Genomic DNA, 14815 nt, shown 5'->3' on the forward strand with positions numbered 1-14815 from the left:
CGCTCACCGCCGTCATGCGGAAGCTCATCATCCTCGCAAACGCTCTTCTCAAGGCCGATCGAACCTGGACCCCCGCAAAGCCCTGATCATCACGGATACTCTAGTCGGCGTCGAGGATCGCGTAGATCTTCGTCACCCGCCCGATCGATTCCCAGGTGCCGCGAAAGCCTGGCTTGATCAGGAACGCCTCACCCGGACCGAAGGTGACGGACCCGGTTTCGTCGGTCAACCGCGCATTGCCCTCGATCAGCACGCAGAGCTCGGTCTCGGAATAGTCGACGGCGATCACTCCCGGCTCGGCCTGCCAGTGACCGACATGGAACCGGCCCGCGGGATCGGAAAAGCAGTTCCAGACCCGCGCCTCGCCCGAACCCTCGCGCAACCGATCGCTGGGCGCGTCCGCCGCCTCTGGCGCGTGGATGCGCGAGACGAGCAGCACATGCTCCAGCGGATGGGTGATGTCGCTTTCCATGATCGGGGCCCTTTCGTTTCAATGCGACGCGCACTATATTGGGTCCGTTCCAGCAATGGGACTATGGTGATAAACGCGCACGGAATAAGCGGATCGGACCCGGGGGCGGTACCCGGCGGCTCCACCAGACGCCCTTCGTTGGGGGCAAGCGGGGCCGAAACAGGATCGACGGACGTGTAAAGGTGTTTGCTTTCACTCGGCAGGACGCCACCGTTATCGGCTCAAGAGCAATAGTTGCCAACGACAACCATGCTCCGGTCGCGCTCGCCGCGTAAGCGGTAGGCAAGACCAAGTCTGAAGTCCTGGGCCTTAGCCGGTCCAGGCGGGGTTCGCAGGCACCTGGCAACAGAAGCCTGCACTTCCCGCCCTCGCCTTTCGCCGCGGATGCTCCGCCGTCAGCGAGGTGTCGGTTCGCGGCGCCGAGGTGACGATCGGGGGCGCCCGTCTCAGCCAGTTCGACGCCCCGGACTTCATTCCCTGACCGACCCGTGACCGGATCCCGACCGGCTCCCCCCCGGGTGGCGGGGACCGCCGCGCGGGAGCGTGATCGGCGGCGCACCGGCAGCGCGGCGTTTCCATCTTTTCTGTCCGGAAGAATCGGCTAAGGTCTCGCGGAGAACAAGGAGCCGCGCCATGGCCAAAGGGATCGACTACGGCCAGCTGATGAACAAGGCGTTCCGCCGGTTGATCGCCGACGTGCTGACCCAGGTCGCGCGCGACGGCCTGCCGGGCAAACATCACTTCTTCATCTCCTTCGACACCGCCCACCCGGGCGTCGACATGTCCAACCGGCTGCGCAAGCTTTATCCGGGCGAGATGACGATCGTCCTGCAGGAATGGTTCACCGATCTCGCGGTGATGAAGGACCGTTTCACCGTCACCCTCAATTTCGGCAATATCCCGGAACCGATCGTGATCCCGCTCGACGCCATCGTCTCCTTCATGGATCCGTCGATCAAGATCGGCTTCAAGTTCGACGAGCGCGAACGGCTCGGCGAAGAGGACGACGACGAGGCCGCCGAGCCGGAGGTGGTCGTCAGCCTGGACAAGTTCCGCAACCGGTGACGCGCGGCGCGATGCGCCTGACGCCGGAGCTCGTCGCGCGCTGCTTTCGCGTGGTCGAGGACGCCGGCCCGGGTCCCGGCTTCACGCCGATGCCGGAGGAGGAAGCGGCGGCCCTGACCGACCGCGTTCTGGCGCAAGGCGGGATCGACGCCGGCGCGGCGCCGCTCCGGGTCTTCGCCTATGGCTCGCTGATCTGGAAGCCCGGGTTCGAGGTCGCCGAGACCGAGCGGGCGACGCTTCGCGGCTGGCACCGGTCCTTCTGCATCCGGCTGAACCGCTGGCGGGGCGATCCCGCCGCGCCCGGACTGATGATGGCACTGGAACGGGGCGGGACCTGCGTCGGCGCGACGCTGCGGCTGTCGGACCCGCGGGCCGATCTCCTGACGCTGATCCGGCGCGAGATCCCGCATCGCGAAGGCGCCGACATGGTGCGCTGGGGCGAGGTCGAGACGCCGCGCGGCCGCGAACAGGCGCTGGTCTTCTGGGCGGGGCCGAAGGGTCCGGGCATCGAGCACCGCCTGCCCCTGACGATCGTCGCCGCCCGGCTGGCGCGGGCTTGCGGCCAGGCTGGGTCGGGGGCGGACTATCTCTACCAGACGGTCGCGCATCTCGAGGCGCTCGGCATCCGCGACCGCAACCTCTGGCGGCTGCAGGCCCTGGTGGCCGACGAGATCGGCCGCCTGGCCCACCCCGTTTCCGGCTGACGCCGCGCCGCCGTTGGCTCTCAGGCGGCCCGCGCCTCCAAAGCCGGATAGCGCAGGCCGAGCGTCACGCCCCGTGTCATGTTCAGCACCATGAGCGCCGCCCAGAGACCATGATTGCCGATCGCCGGCAGCAGGATGGCGAGCGCGCAGGCATAGACCGCCACCGAGATCATCGCCGCGTTCCGCATCTCGCGGGTCTGGGTCGCGCCGATGAAGATCCCGTCGAGCATCCAGGCCGCGATGCCGATCAGTGGCGCCGCCACCAGCCAGGGCAGATAGTGTCGCGCCGCCTCGCGCACGTCGGGCGCCGTTGTCATCAGGTCGATCAGCGCCGGACCGAAGGTGAGGAACACCGCGGCCAGCACCAGCGCGAAGCCGACGCCCCATTGCGAACTGACGATCGCCGCCCGCCGCAGATCGGCCCGCGCATGCTGGCCCATCGTCTGGCCGACCAGCGCCTCGGCCGCGAAGGCGAAACCATCGAGCGCGTAGGCGGTGATCTCGAGGAACTGCAGCAGCACCTGGTTCGCGGCCAGCGTCACGTCGCCGAGCCCCGCGCCGAAGAACATGAAGGCGGTGAAGCTCGCCTGCAGCACCACCGAGCGGATCATGATGTCGCCATTGACCCGCGCCATCCGCGCCAGCTTCTCCCGGTCGAACACCCGCCCCCAGTCGCGCCATTGCGCCCCGGCGAATGCCGCGCGACAGAGCCAGAGGCCGAAGGCGAGGCCGGACCATTCCGCGATCAGCGTTCCCGTCGCAACGCCGGGGATCCCCCAACGCAGGCCGAGCACGAACCAGACCGTCAGCGCCACGTTGATCCCGTTCGTCAGCAACTGGAGCATCAGCACGCCGCGGGTGCGCTCCATGCCGATCAGCCAGCCAGTGACGGCATAGGCGCCGATCGCCGCCGGCGCGCCCCAGATGCGGATCGAAAGATAGGTCCGCGCCAGCCCCTCGACCTCGGCCGAGGCCGGCGCGACACGAAAGGCGGCCCAGAGCAGCGCCGCCTGCCCGACGATCATCAGGCCGCCCGCCCCGGCCGCGATCATCAGCGCCCGGGTCAGCAGCGCGCCGGTCTCGGCCGCGTCGCCCGCGCCCCGCGCCTGAGCGACGAGGCCGGTCGTGCCCATCCGGAGAAAACCGAACACCCAGTAGATGGTGACAAGGATGATCGCGCCGAGCCCGACCGCCCCGATCGGCGCCGCCTGCCCGAGCTGCCCGATCACGGTGGTGTCGACCGCGCCGAGAATCGGCACCGTGGCGTTGGACAGCACGATCGGCAGGGCGATGTTCAGCACGCGGCGATGGGTGACCGCCCCGCTCGGCCCGCTACGCCCCATTGGACGGCATGAGGAAATGGCCGGTCGCCTGGGCGAACAGTCGCGCGCGGTTGTCCTGCCAGGCCTCGACATGGACACTGGCATAGCGTCGGCCCATCCGGTTCACCCGCCCCCGGGCATAGGCGTCGCGCGGTAGTCCCGCGCGCAGATAGTCGACCGTGATGTCGATGGTCCGGGGCAGCGGCGGAAAGCGCCCGGCCTCGATCTCGGACGCGGCGGCGCCGCCGTTCTCCATCCGCTCCCAGACCACCGTCCAGGCGAGCTCCATGATCGCGGTGATCTCGAGAAAGGCGCCGATCGCCCCGCCGTGCAGCGCCGGGATCCGGGAATTGCCGATCAGCCTTTCGTCGAAGCGCAGCTGCGCGGTCAGTTCATCGCCGCGTCGGTCGAAGCCGACGCCCAGCCGCTGGATATAGGGCACGCTCGCCACCATGCGGGCCAGCGCCGCGTCGCGTCGATTCTTCAGCACCTGCACCGGTTCGATCGGACCACGCGCCATCAGCGCCCCTCGACCGTGAAGGCGCCGGCCGCGGCCGCCACCGGCTCGGCCTCGTCGTCGGTATAGGCATAGGCCCGGGTAAAGGCGACCGTGCGCGTCACCCGGTAGCATTCCGCCCGCGCATGCAGCCGCGCGCCCGGCGCCGCCGGCCGCATGTAGTCGATGCGAAGATCGATCGTCGCCGTTCCCGCCGGCGCCACCGGATGGCTCATCACCGCCGCGCCGCAGCAGGTGTCGAGCAGCGCCGTCACCACGCCGCCATGCAGCACCCCGGTATCCGGATCACCTACCAGCATGGGATCGTAATCGAGCGCCATAACCGCGGTGCCGGCCCCGACCGAAACGACCTTCATGCCGAGATCGCACGCGTGCGGCAGCGCGTCGATGAACCGCTGCGCAAGCCCGGCCTTGCCGTCGGCGTCGTCCTGGGACATGTCTCTTTCCACTGCTCCTCCGGGGGACAAGGCCACAATCCCGCGCCGGGTTCAAACCGAAACCACACCAGCCAGGCGGTGCGCGACGTCCGGTCAGGGCTCAGGCATGACCACGAGGCGGGGAAGCCCCTTTCCATTCCGCCGGCGATCGCGTATAGGCGCCGCTCGCGGTCCCGCACCCTTGGAGGCGGCCGCGACCAATGCCATTCTAGGAGCAAGCACAATGGCTGAGACACCAGTTCTCGAAGCCCTGGCGCGCGAGGGGGTCGGCAAGGGGGCCGCCCGTTCCGCCCGCCGCGAGGGATACGTTCCCGGCGTGATCTATGGCGGCGGGTCCGCGCCCGAGCCGATCAACGTCAAATTCAACACCCTGCTGAAGCAGCTGAAGGCGGGCAAGTTCCTGTCGACGCTGCTCAACGTCAAGATCGACGGGCGCGACAACGTCGTGATCTGCCGCGGCGTGCAGCGCGACGTGGTCAAGGACCTGCCGATCCATGTCGATTTCCTGCGGCTGGCGGACAATTCGCGGATCAACCTCTTCATCCCGGTCGAGTTCATCAACCGCGAGAAGTCTCCGGGCCTGAAGCGTGGCGGCGTGCTGACCGTGGTGCGCCAGGAGGTTGAGCTCGTCGTGACCGCCGGTGACATTCCGGAGCGGCTGGTGATCGACCTCGCCGGCACCCAGATCAACGACACGCTGCATATCTCGAACGTGACGCTGCCCGCCGGGACCCGCCCGACGATCGCGGACCGCGACTTCGTGATCGCGAACATCCAGGCGCCGTCGGGCCTCAAGTCCGCCGACAACGAGGAAGCCGAAGAGGCCTGATCGGCTGAAAGCGTGGCCATGGTTTCCCGGGCCGATCGTGATAGACAAAAGCGCGCCGCGGAGATTTCGAGGCGCGTTCGCGTCTGGGCGGAAGGGTCGATGAAACTCTGGGTCGGTCTCGGCAATCCCGGTGCGCAATACGCGCGCAACCGGCACAATATCGGCTTCATGGCGGTCGATGCGATCGCCGACGTCCATGGCTTCGGCCCCTGGCGGTCCAAGTTCCAGGGTCAACTGGCCGAGGGCCGCGTCGGCGGCGAAAAGATCCTGCTCCTGAAGCCCGAGACCTTCATGAACCTGTCCGGCGACAGCGTGCGGGCGGCGCTCGCCTTCTTCAAGCTCGCTCCGGGCGACGTCACCGTCTTCCATGATGAGCTCGACCTCGAAGCCGGACGGACGCGGGTCAAGGCCGGCGGCGGCCACGCGGGCCACAACGGGCTGCGCTCGATCGACGCCCATATCGGCCCCGCCTTCCAGCGCGTCCGCCTCGGCATCGGCCACCCCGGCGACAAGCGTCTGGTCACGAACCACGTGCTCGGCGATTTCGCGAAATCCGACGCGGACTGGCTCGACCCCTTGCTCACCGCCGTCGCGAAAGCCGCGCCCGCCCTCGCCGCCGGCGACCCGAGCCGCTTCCAGTCGCAACTCGCGCCCGCGCCGGCGCCAAAACCGGCGAAGGTGGCGCGACCCGCGGCGGAGACATCACAGCCGGAGGCGGCGGGCGGAACGCCGGAACCGGGCGCCAAGTCGGCAAACGCCGGCCCGGACGCGGTGGAAGACCCTTTGTCCGCCCTCCGCCGCCTCGCCGACCGTTTCCGATAGGGGCAAGGGTCCGGTCATCCGACAAATGTCTCGGCCGAAACGACTATCCCGTTCGGCCAGCCATCATTCAGCGCCGACGGCGAGCGTTCCGCGGCTCACATCCGAGGCGCACGACAAGCCGCTGTCCGGGGGTTTACCCCGAACCTCGATCTCCCCCAGGTTCAGACCCGGGGCGACGACGCCTCAGCTGTCCTTGCGGAAGAACTTCTTTTCGCGCGGTTTGCCATCCCAACCGGGCTTGCCGCGCGGCTTGTCGTCGCGCGGCCGATCCTCGCGGGATCGGTCCTCGCGGGCGGCGTAAGGCTTGCCGCCCCCTTCGCGATCCCCGCGATACGGCTTCGCCGCCGGCCGCGAGCCGCGATCCTCCTCGCGATGCTCCCACTTCTTCAGCAGGCGCGCGTCGAAACCGTCGCGGCCGATCTGACCTTCGTGGCACCAGACGCAGGCGACCCGATCGCCTTCGACGCTCTCGACCGCCATGCGCATCGACCCCGCCGTGAGGACCACCAGGTCCCCGATTTCATAATTGCTCATACCGTAACGTGCTCTCTCATGGGACGAACCCCTCGGCGCGGCGTCTCGCCGCCGCGCGGGCTCCCGGCGCCTTCCCTACCCGCTCAGGCGCCGCGCGGCAAGCGCGGCCGCGCCCGATCACTTCGCCGCGCGCTTCAGCGGAAGCGGTGGCTGTGGAGGTGGCGCGGTGAGCAGATCCTCGAGGAAGAGGCTGAGCAGCTGGGTCCGACCCGCGACGCCCGATTTGCGGTAGATCGCGTTCGATTGCGCCTTGACCGTGCCCTCGCTCGTCTCGCGCAACTTGGCGATCTCGGCGATGGTCATGCCCTTGATGGTGAACCAGGCGACGTCGCGCTCGGATCGCGTGAGGCCCCATTCGGTAAACCGCTGGTCGAGGAGCGCGGCGAAGGCGCCCGAGGCGCGGCGCAGCTGGTCCTCCATCGAGCGATTCCGCCGCAGGATCCGCGCGAGCATCATCGCGCCGAACACGATGCCGAGCGCGAGGCCGATGGCCGCGCCGATCTCGATCAGCTCGCGGAACTCCCAGCTCAGCGGCTCGCGCTCGATGCCGAATATACCGATCAGGATATCGGCGATAAAGAACATCGAACAGACGACCTGAACCAGCACGACCAGGATCAGCGCGACGTTCCAGGAAAGCCGGTCGCGCATGGATCAGAAGTACATCCGGCGCGCGGCGAAGGCCCGCGCCCCGACCTCAGTCGGCGCTTTCGGTATTTCCCCCCGAATTTCCGCCCGAATCGCCGCTACCACCGGAGTCGCCCCCCGAGTCGCCGCCGCTGTCCGAGCCACCCGACTCGCCGCCACCGGAGTCACTCCCGGAATCGCCGCCACCACCGGAATCCGACCCGCTGGATCCGCCAGAATTGTCCGAACCGCTGGACCCCGAGCCTCCCGAATCCGAACCTCCCGAATCCGACCCGCCGGAATCGCCGCCCGAGCTCGTCCCGCCGGAGTCGCCCCCGGACCCACCGCCGCCCGAACCGCCGCTCGATCCGCCGCCCGATCCGCCATTGTCGGACCCGCCGCTCGAAGCGCCACCGTTGGAGCCGCCACTGTCCGACGATCCGCCACCCGAACCGGAACTGTCCGAGCCACCGCCCGAAGCCCCGCCGCCGCTCGAGTTCGAGCCCCCATTCGAGGACGAGCCCCCTGAGTTCCCCGAGCTTGAGCCGCCCGAACTTGAGCCCCCCGAATTCGAGCCTCCCGACCCGGAGCGGTCCGCACTCGCGCCGCCCGAACCTCCGCCGCGCGAACTCGAACCGCCCGAACTCGACCCGCCCGAGCCGGATGCGCCCGCGCGCGATCCATTCGAACTCGACGCACCGGATCTGGACGCGCCCGCGCGCGTTCCGCCCGAAGTCTCGCCGCTGGCCCGTCCAGTCGGGCGGGCCGTGGCGGGACTGGCCGTCGCAGGCTTCGCCGGCACGGTCTTGGCGCGTGCGGTCGCGGCCGGCGCGACGGGCTTCGGCGCCTGACCTCGGCTCGGGGCGTCCTCGACATAGTCGCGCAGGATTTCGCCGGTCGTGCGGTCGAAGACAATCTCACGTTTCCGCCCTTCGCTGACCGCCTCGACCTTGATGCGGCCGAGTAGCGTCCGCCGCACATCCACGACCTCGTAGCCCTGGCCGCGCAACTGCGCCACGATCTTGTCGACCGGCGCCTGCGCGCCGGCCTGACTCCCGGCCATCATCGCGGTCATCACCGCGAAAAGCCGGAGGATCGCCGAGCCATACTTCATATTCAGTCCGATCACGCTAGCAGAGCCCCACACCCCCGAACAGGGACCCTGAAAGAGGCGAACCCGGCCCAACACCAAAGCGCTGGACCGGGCCCCCTACCCCTCGAAACTCTTCTCCGTCACCTACCGGTTCGGGAGCACCCCTTAAGCAGACTTTCACGCCACCCGGCGCTTGAGGAGGTGAATGCCCGTCCGTCGCGGGGAACGCCATTCGCTAAACGTTTATTGGACCACCCAAAGACTAAACCGAACGCCGATAAACCAAGGTTTATGGACGTTTCCGCGCCCCTAAACCCACTCAGGCCTGGGCGCCGAGCGCCTCGGCGACAGTGAAGATGTCCTTGTCGCCCCGCCCGCAGAGATTCATCACGAGCAGGTGGTCGGACGGCAGATCCGGGGCGATTTTCGACACATGTGCCAGCGCATGCGCGGGCTCCAGCGCCGGGATGATTCCCTCGGTCACACAGCAGAGCTGGAACGCCGCCAGCGCCTCGGCATCGGTGACCGAGACATATTCCACCCGTCCGATGTCATGCAGCCAGGCATGCTCGGGTCCGATCCCCGGATAGTCGAGCCCGGCCGAAATCGAATGTCCTTCCAGGATTTGCCCGTCCGCGTCCTGCAGGAGATAGGTCCGGTTCCCGTGCAGCACCCCGGGCCGCCCGCCGGTCAGCGACGCCGCGTGCTCCATCCGCTCATCGACGCCATGACCACCGGCCTCGACGCCGATGATCCGCACCTCGGCATCGTCGAGGAACGGATGAAACAGTCCCATCGCGTTCGACCCGCCGCCGATGCAGGCGACCAGGCTGTCCGGCAGCCGCCCCTCGCGCGCCAGCATCTGCTCGCGCGCCTCCTTGCCGATGATCGCCTGGAAGTCGCGCACCATCGCCGGATAGGGATGCGGCCCCGCCACCGTGCCGATGCAGTAGAAGGTGTCGCGCACGTTGGTCACCCAGTCGCGCAGCGCCTCGTTCATCGCGTCCTTGAGCGTGCCGCGTCCGCTCGTCACCGGCACCACCTCGGCGCCGAGCAGCCGCATGCGGAACACGTTCGGCTTCTGCCGCTCGACGTCGGTCGCGCCCATGAAGACGATGCATTTCAGCCCGAAGCGCGCGCAGACCGTCGCGGTGGCGACGCCGTGCTGCCCCGCCCCGGTCTCGGCGATGATCCGGGTCTTGCCCATGCGTCGGGCGAGCAGAATCTGCCCCAGCACATTGTTGATCTTGTGCGCCCCGGTATGGTTGAGCTCGTCGCGCTTGAAATAGATCCTCGCGCCACCGAACCGCTCGGTCAGCCGCTCGGCGAAATAGAGCGGCGATGGGCGGCCGACATAGTGCTTCCAGAGATCGTCCATCTCGGCCCAGAAGTCCGGATCGATCTTCGCGCGCTCGTATTCGGCCTCGAGGTCGAGGATCAGCGGCATTAGCGTCTCGGAAACGAAACGCCCGCCGAAGTCGCCGAACCGGCCCCGATCGTCCGGCCCCGTGCGATAGGAATTCAGCGTCTGTATGGTCATGGCCCCGCCCCGCTGGAAACGCCGCCCTACATAGCCGCCGCCCGCCGGGTCGTCGACGACGGAATCGCGAACGGCCGCCCCGCGGAGGCGACGAGCTGGAGCAAAACAGCGGTGAGGGCCCTGTTCCGTCATGGCCGATGCGAAACCACTGCCCGTCTCGTCAGAGTCTGTTGGAAATTCGGCGGCGGCGGGCAGGCAAGGGATTTTAGTGCCCCCGGCGGGAGGTCATGGGCGGCAATATCGGAGATACTGGTCCCATGACCGACGCGACCCAGGCGTGGAAAGACCCGCCGGACCGACCCGTCCGGGCTTTCAATCGGACACTCGGACCTCCCCGGCCTCCAGAAGTGCCCGCAGACGCGGAAAATCGGTCTTTCCCGAGGCCATGACCGGGATTTCGGCCAGTATGCGCAGTTCGGACGGCAGCTGGATCTCCGCCATTCCCGCCTTGCGCGCCCGCGCGCGCAGCATGTCGAGATCGCCCGCCGGATTGGCGATCGCCAGCACGACCTTCTGGCCCTTGCGCGGACAGGGAAGCGCGACCGCGCCGACCGGCTCGCCGGGCCAGACTTCGGAGGCGAGCGCCTCGATCGCGGCCAGTGAAACCATCTCGCCCCCGACCTTGGCAAAGCGCTTCGCGCGGCCGACGATGGTTACGTGCCCTTCCTCGCCGATCCGCACGATATCACCGGTATCGTACCAGCCGCCTTCCAGCGCCGTGATGCCGCCGCCGTCCCCGGGCCGAAGATAGCCGAGCATCACGTTCGGCCCGCGGACCAGCAGCCGCTGGCCGTCCACCCCGGCCACCGGTTCCAGCCGATACTCGATGCCGGGCAGCATCCGGCCGACGGTGCCGGGCCGCTGATCGTCAAGATCGTTCAGCGCCAGCACCGGGCCGGTCTCGGTCGCGCCATAGCCTTCGAGGATCGTCGCGCCGAACCGCTCGGACCAGACCGCCCGCGTCGCGGCCTTCACCGGCTCGGCCCCGGCGACGACCGCGCGCAGCGACGCGAAATGCTCGGCCGTCGCCCGCCGGCCCCAGCCCGTCAGGAAGGTGTCCGTGCCGAACAGGATCGTGGCCTGAAGCTTCCGGGCCAGTTCCGGGATGACGCGGTAGTGCAGCGGCGAGGGATGCAGCCCGGTGCGGATGCCGGTCACCAGGGGCAGGACAATCCCCGCCGTCAGTCCGAAACTGTGAAACAGCGGCAGCGCGGAAACCGCGCGATCGGTCTGCCCGATAGGTGCGCGCGCGCGCAGTTGGGCGACGTTGGCGAGGAAATTGCCATGCGAGAGCACGACACCTTTCGGCGCACCCTCGGTGCCGGAGGTGAAAAGCACGGCGGCCTCGGTTGCCGGCCCCACGTCGCGCGGCGCGATGTGTGAGGAAACGAACGCCACAGCCTTGTCGAGAAGCGTGGCCGAAGCCCGGAGGTCCTCGGTCCAGAGCATCCGGATCCCCGCCACCCGCGCCGCGGCGACGAGATCGCCGAGGTCGCCCTTTTCCACGAAGGCGCGGCTGGAGAGGACCGTCCCGCAACCGGCGGTGCGCAGGGCCGACAGCACCGGCCCCACGCCAACCGTCGGGTTGACCAGCGCCGGAACCCGGCCAGCGCGCCAGAAGGCGAACAGCACCGCGATCGCACCCGGCGCGGCCGGCAACAGCAGGCCCACCCGTTCGCCAGGCGCGAACCGCGACCGCAGCGCGCGTTCGAGCACCGCCCCGGCCAGCGCCAGCTGGCCATAGGTCAGCGCGCTCCCCTCGATATCCTCGAAGGCGACCGTCGCGGAGCCGTGCGCACGGCGGGCGGCCAGAACCGCTTCGGGGAGCGAGCGGAACCGCCGCAGGGATTCGAAGCGATCTTCTTCCGACTTGGGTCGCATCCGGCACACCTCAGGGATACCGGCCAGCCGAAAACGGTCTGATCTTCGGCGCCGACCGGCCAGACAGACAGGCCATGCGAAGCCTGTTCCGCCTCGCATCGCGCCCCGAAATATCGCCAATCGATCCTGCCACGCAAGCGTACAGGCTCCGGCGACCAGGCGGCGGTCACCGGAGCCTGCGCGAGGCGCGAGCGGGAGGCGATACGGGCCGGCCGGTGGCCGGCAGGCCCGCAACCGTCTCAGCCGAAGAACTGACCGCCGTTCGCCGATATGGTGGAGCCGGTGATGAAGCCGGCTTCCTCGGAGGCGAGGAAGACCACCGCGCGGGCGATCTCGCTGGGCTCGCCCAGACGCCCGACCGGGATCTGCGGGATGATGCGCTCGTTCAGCACCTTCTCGTCGATGGCCTTCACCATCTCGGTGGCGATGTAGCCGGGGCAGATCGCGTTGACGGTGATGCCGGCCTTGGCGCCTTCCTGCGACAGCGCGCGAGTGAAGCCGATGTCGCCGGCCTTGGCGGCGGAATAGTTCGCCTGGCCCGCCTGGCCCTTCTGCCCGTTCACCGAGGAGATGTTGATCACGCGGCCGAACTTGCGGTCGCGCATGCCGCCCCAGACCGGATGGGTCATGTTGAAGACGCCGCTGAGGTTGGTGTCGATGACCTCCTTCCACTGCTGCGGGGTCATCTTGTGGAACATTCCGTCCCGGGTGATGCCGGCGTTGTTGACCAGCACGTCGACCGGGCCGAGATCGGCCTCGACCTGCGCGATGCCGGCCTTGCAGGCGTCATATTCCGCGACCGACCACTTGTAGGTCTTGATCCCGGTTTCGGCGGTGAACTTCTTCGCCGCCTCGTCGTTGCCCGCGTAGTTCGCGGCGACGGTGTAGCCCGCCTCCTTCAGCGCGATCGAGATCGCCGCGCCGATGCCGCGCGACCCGCCCGTGACCAAAGCCACTCGTCCCATGGTATTTCCTCCGTTCTTTCAAGCTTTTCACGTCACGTCAGGCCTTTTCGCGACCCGACGCCGGGCGTGCCCATGACAGCTCGACCTGCCAGGGCATGACGATTCCGCCCCTTACGACCGTTCGGCGCAGAGCGCTACGCCCATGCCGCCGCCAATGCGGAGCGTGGCGAGGCCTTTCCTGGCGTCGCGACGCTTCATCTCGAAGAGCAGGGTGTTCAGCACCCGCGCGCCCGACGCCCCGATCGGGTGGCCGATGGCGATGGCGCCGCTGAAGCCGCCGACGGCGGTCCGTCCCGCCGATGCGATAACAATGCTGGTCATGCCATTCCTCCAAAACGGGGATCGCAGACCGATCCCGTCCCCCGTCCCCCGTCCCTTGAGACGCGGCGCGCAATATTGTTACGACTCGTCATCCTCGCGATTCCTCTCCTCGCATACCTCGCACGCCGGCTCAACGGGCATGACTCGCGAGGAACTCGGCGATCGGCCGCCAGACGCGATCCGCGGCACCGCCTCCGACCACCATGCCGACATGGCCGGTCGCCGGACGTATCAAGTGCCCGCGGGGGATGAGCTCGGCCAGCGGCTCGGTCAGCGGCGGTGAGGCGATCGTGTCGTTGCGCGCACAGACGATGAGGGCCGGCACCCCGATGGCGCGCGGATCAACCCGGTCACCAAGGAAGCGCCAGCGGCCGGCCGCCGTCTCGTTGCGGATCTGCCAGCCGATCAGAAGGTCCTTCGCTGCGCCGACCGGCATCGGTATCCCGTCGGCGAGCCAGTCCTCGAGTGCCACGAAATGCGTCGCCTCGGGGCTCTCGGGATCGAGTCGCGCGAACTTCTGGAACTTGACCGCTGCCTGGAGTGGGTTGACGGCCCCGAACAGCGCCTGGAACAGGAATACCGGCGCCGCGCCGAAGATGTCGCCAAGGGCGGTCAGCATCCGCTCGGACTTCGCCGCGCCCAGGGCGCGGAAGATGGCGCGAAAGCCGCCGGCCATGCCCTCGGTCGAGGCGAAATCCCAGGGCGTGCCGATGGCGACGAGGCTCGCAATTCCCTCGGGCCGGCAGGCGGCGAGGCCGGTGGCGAGCGTGCCGCCCATGCAATAGCCCATGACCGACACCGAGCGGCCGGTCAGTGCCCGGACATGATCGAGCGCGGCCAGAAGGCGCGCGCCATAGGCCTGAAGATCGAAGCCGAGTTCCAACCGCCCGGGCGGCCCCCAGTCGAGCAGGAACGGCCGCGCGCCCCGCGCGGCCAGCCAGCGCAGCATCGACCTGCCGGGCTCGAGGTCGAGGATATAGGCGCGATTGATCAGGCTCGGCACCATCAAGACCGGCGGGCCGTCCGGGGCGGCGGCCTCGGGCGCCGCCCCATAGTCGAGCAGGCGCGAGCAACCGAGGCCGAGAATGGTCGGCGGCTCGACGACCGCGCGGCGGTAGGGATGGCACTGCCACATCTCGAGGCCGCGGATCATGCCGGTCAGCCGCGCCGCGATCTCGGCTGCGACCTCCATCTGGTCGAGGTCGGGCCCCAACGCGGCGGCGGCGCGCCGCTCCTCGGACGACCAGGGAAAACTCGGGGAATTCGCCCGCGGCGCGGCGAGCAGCGCCTGACCATAGGCGGCGAGCGCGCTGGCAAGGTGAAAGGAAAGCGGACTGGGCTCGCCGATCCGGTGGGCGGCCGGCGTCCTTGCGACGATTTCCGCCACCGCCTCGGCGATCACCGAGAGAACCAGAGCGCTGATATTCCCTTGCCATGCGCCGCCGCGTCGCCGACATGCCGCTCCCAGAGATCGAGATAGGCCGCCGCGCGCACGCGCTCCGGCGCGGCGCCCCGCTCGGCTTCCGTCCGCGCCGCGTCATCCGCGGGCCCCCTATCAGCGTCGGCCGTCTCGCCCGGCCGTGTCCTGACTTCGCTCACGCGCGTTCCGCCTCCCGTCGGGCGTTTTCGCATCTGCGATATTTGCTTTGCGGCATGCCGCGCCGGCTATAAGGTATACGTCCCCGA

The 14815-nt window shown here is 68.7% G+C and carries 16 protein-coding genes, 1 other RNA gene and 2 pseudogenes; 6 read left to right on the forward strand and 13 right to left on the reverse strand.

Annotated elements, in window-relative coordinates; all coding sequences use genetic code 11:
* Positions 1 to 100: 100 nt before the first annotated feature.
* Complete coding sequence (locus Q0480_RS16715) at positions 101 to 472, reverse strand: cupin domain-containing protein (RefSeq protein WP_299134654.1); 372 nt, start codon at positions 470 to 472, stop codon at positions 101 to 103.
* Positions 473 to 479: 7 nt separating this feature from the next.
* On the opposite strand from Q0480_RS16715, the gene ssrA reads away from it, so the two are divergent.
* From ssrA to Q0480_RS16730, 3 genes are all read left to right on the forward strand, one after another.
* Positions 480 to 832, forward strand: a transfer-messenger RNA (tmRNA) gene (ssrA, locus tag Q0480_RS16720).
* Between the two features lie 273 nt (positions 833 to 1105).
* Positions 1106 to 1537 carry a ClpXP protease specificity-enhancing factor SspB gene (locus tag Q0480_RS16725; protein ID WP_299134657.1) on the forward strand — a complete coding sequence of 144 codons (432 nt, stop codon included), beginning with the start codon at positions 1106 to 1108 and terminating at the stop codon, positions 1535 to 1537.
* On the forward strand, positions 1534 to 2241 hold the full coding sequence (locus tag Q0480_RS16730) for a gamma-glutamylcyclotransferase (protein WP_299134659.1): 708 nt from the start codon (positions 1534 to 1536) through the stop codon (positions 2239 to 2241). The genes Q0480_RS16725 and Q0480_RS16730 overlap by 4 nt, the downstream gene beginning before the upstream one ends.
* Positions 2242 to 2261: 20 nt before the next feature.
* On the opposite strand, the gene Q0480_RS16735 is transcribed toward Q0480_RS16730, so the two are convergent.
* From Q0480_RS16735 to Q0480_RS16745, 3 genes are read right to left on the reverse strand one after another with little or no spacing between them, the layout of a single operon-like run.
* Positions 2262 to 3584, reverse strand: a complete 1323-nt coding sequence (locus tag Q0480_RS16735; RefSeq protein ID WP_299134661.1) for an MATE family efflux transporter — start codon at positions 3582 to 3584, stop codon at positions 2262 to 2264.
* A complete protein-coding gene (locus tag Q0480_RS16740) occupies positions 3574 to 4083 on the reverse strand; it encodes a PaaI family thioesterase (protein ID WP_299134663.1) in 510 nt (169 codons plus the stop codon). The genes Q0480_RS16735 and Q0480_RS16740 overlap by 11 nt, the downstream gene beginning before the upstream one ends.
* Positions 4083 to 4517 (reverse strand): PaaI family thioesterase, encoded by a 435-nt coding sequence (locus tag Q0480_RS16745; protein ID WP_299134665.1) that lies wholly within the window; start codon positions 4515 to 4517, stop codon positions 4083 to 4085. The genes Q0480_RS16740 and Q0480_RS16745 overlap by 1 nt, the downstream gene beginning before the upstream one ends.
* 223 nt (positions 4518 to 4740) lie before the next feature.
* Here Q0480_RS16745 and Q0480_RS16750 point away from each other — a divergent pair, with 223 nt between their 5' ends.
* Positions 4741 to 5346, forward strand: a complete 606-nt coding sequence (locus tag Q0480_RS16750) for a 50S ribosomal protein L25/general stress protein Ctc (protein ID WP_299134667.1) — start codon at positions 4741 to 4743, stop codon at positions 5344 to 5346.
* A gap of 99 nt (positions 5347 to 5445) precedes the next feature.
* Entirely contained in the window at positions 5446 to 6168 is a 723-nt protein-coding gene (gene pth / locus Q0480_RS16755; protein ID WP_299134669.1) for an aminoacyl-tRNA hydrolase, read from the forward strand.
* 183 nt (positions 6169 to 6351) lie between these two features.
* Here pth and Q0480_RS16760 read toward each other — a convergent pair whose 3' ends face one another.
* Positions 6352 to 6702: a hypothetical protein gene (locus Q0480_RS16760; RefSeq protein WP_299134671.1), complete on the reverse strand. Its 351-nt coding sequence runs from the start codon at positions 6700 to 6702 to the stop codon at positions 6352 to 6354.
* Between the two features lie 117 nt (positions 6703 to 6819).
* Positions 6820 to 7353: a LuxR C-terminal-related transcriptional regulator gene (locus Q0480_RS16765; protein ID WP_299134673.1), complete on the reverse strand. Its 534-nt coding sequence runs from the start codon at positions 7351 to 7353 to the stop codon at positions 6820 to 6822.
* A 215-nt stretch (positions 7354 to 7568) separates the two neighbouring features.
* Between Q0480_RS16765 and Q0480_RS16770 the strand changes: the two genes are divergently transcribed.
* Entirely contained in the window at positions 7569 to 8180 is a 612-nt protein-coding gene (locus Q0480_RS16770; protein ID WP_299134675.1) for a hypothetical protein, read from the forward strand.
* A gap of 41 nt (positions 8181 to 8221) precedes the next feature.
* Here the strand turns inward: Q0480_RS16770 and Q0480_RS18005 are convergent.
* The 7 genes and pseudogenes from Q0480_RS18005 to Q0480_RS16800 form a co-directional block, all read right to left on the reverse strand.
* Positions 8222 to 8443, reverse strand: a pseudogene (locus Q0480_RS18005) (hypothetical protein); the annotation flags it as partial.
* A gap of 298 nt (positions 8444 to 8741) precedes the next feature.
* A complete protein-coding gene (gene trpB / locus Q0480_RS16775) occupies positions 8742 to 9962 on the reverse strand; it encodes a tryptophan synthase subunit beta (protein ID WP_299134677.1) in 1221 nt (406 codons plus the stop codon).
* Positions 9963 to 10274: 312 nt separating this feature from the next.
* On the reverse strand, positions 10275 to 11843 hold the full coding sequence (locus Q0480_RS16780) for an AMP-binding protein (RefSeq protein WP_299134678.1): 1569 nt from the start codon (positions 11841 to 11843) through the stop codon (positions 10275 to 10277).
* A gap of 239 nt (positions 11844 to 12082) precedes the next feature.
* Positions 12083 to 12808: an acetoacetyl-CoA reductase gene (gene phbB, locus Q0480_RS16785; protein WP_299134679.1), complete on the reverse strand. Its 726-nt coding sequence runs from the start codon at positions 12806 to 12808 to the stop codon at positions 12083 to 12085.
* 111 nt (positions 12809 to 12919) lie between these two features.
* Positions 12920 to 13075, reverse strand: a pseudogene (locus Q0480_RS16790) (acetyl-CoA C-acetyltransferase); the annotation flags it as partial.
* 184 nt (positions 13076 to 13259) lie between these two features.
* On the reverse strand, positions 13260 to 14531 hold the full coding sequence (locus Q0480_RS16795; RefSeq protein ID WP_299134681.1) for an alpha/beta fold hydrolase: 1272 nt from the start codon (positions 14529 to 14531) through the stop codon (positions 13260 to 13262).
* On the reverse strand, positions 14528 to 14728 hold the full coding sequence (locus Q0480_RS16800) for a hypothetical protein (protein WP_299134683.1): 201 nt from the start codon (positions 14726 to 14728) through the stop codon (positions 14528 to 14530). The genes Q0480_RS16795 and Q0480_RS16800 overlap by 4 nt, the downstream gene beginning before the upstream one ends.
* Between the last annotated feature and the right edge of the window lie 87 nt (positions 14729 to 14815).

Origin of the sequence: uncultured Amaricoccus sp., from assembly GCF_937891315.1 — a bacterium.
Classification (GTDB): domain Bacteria; phylum Pseudomonadota; class Alphaproteobacteria; order Rhodobacterales; family Rhodobacteraceae; genus Amaricoccus.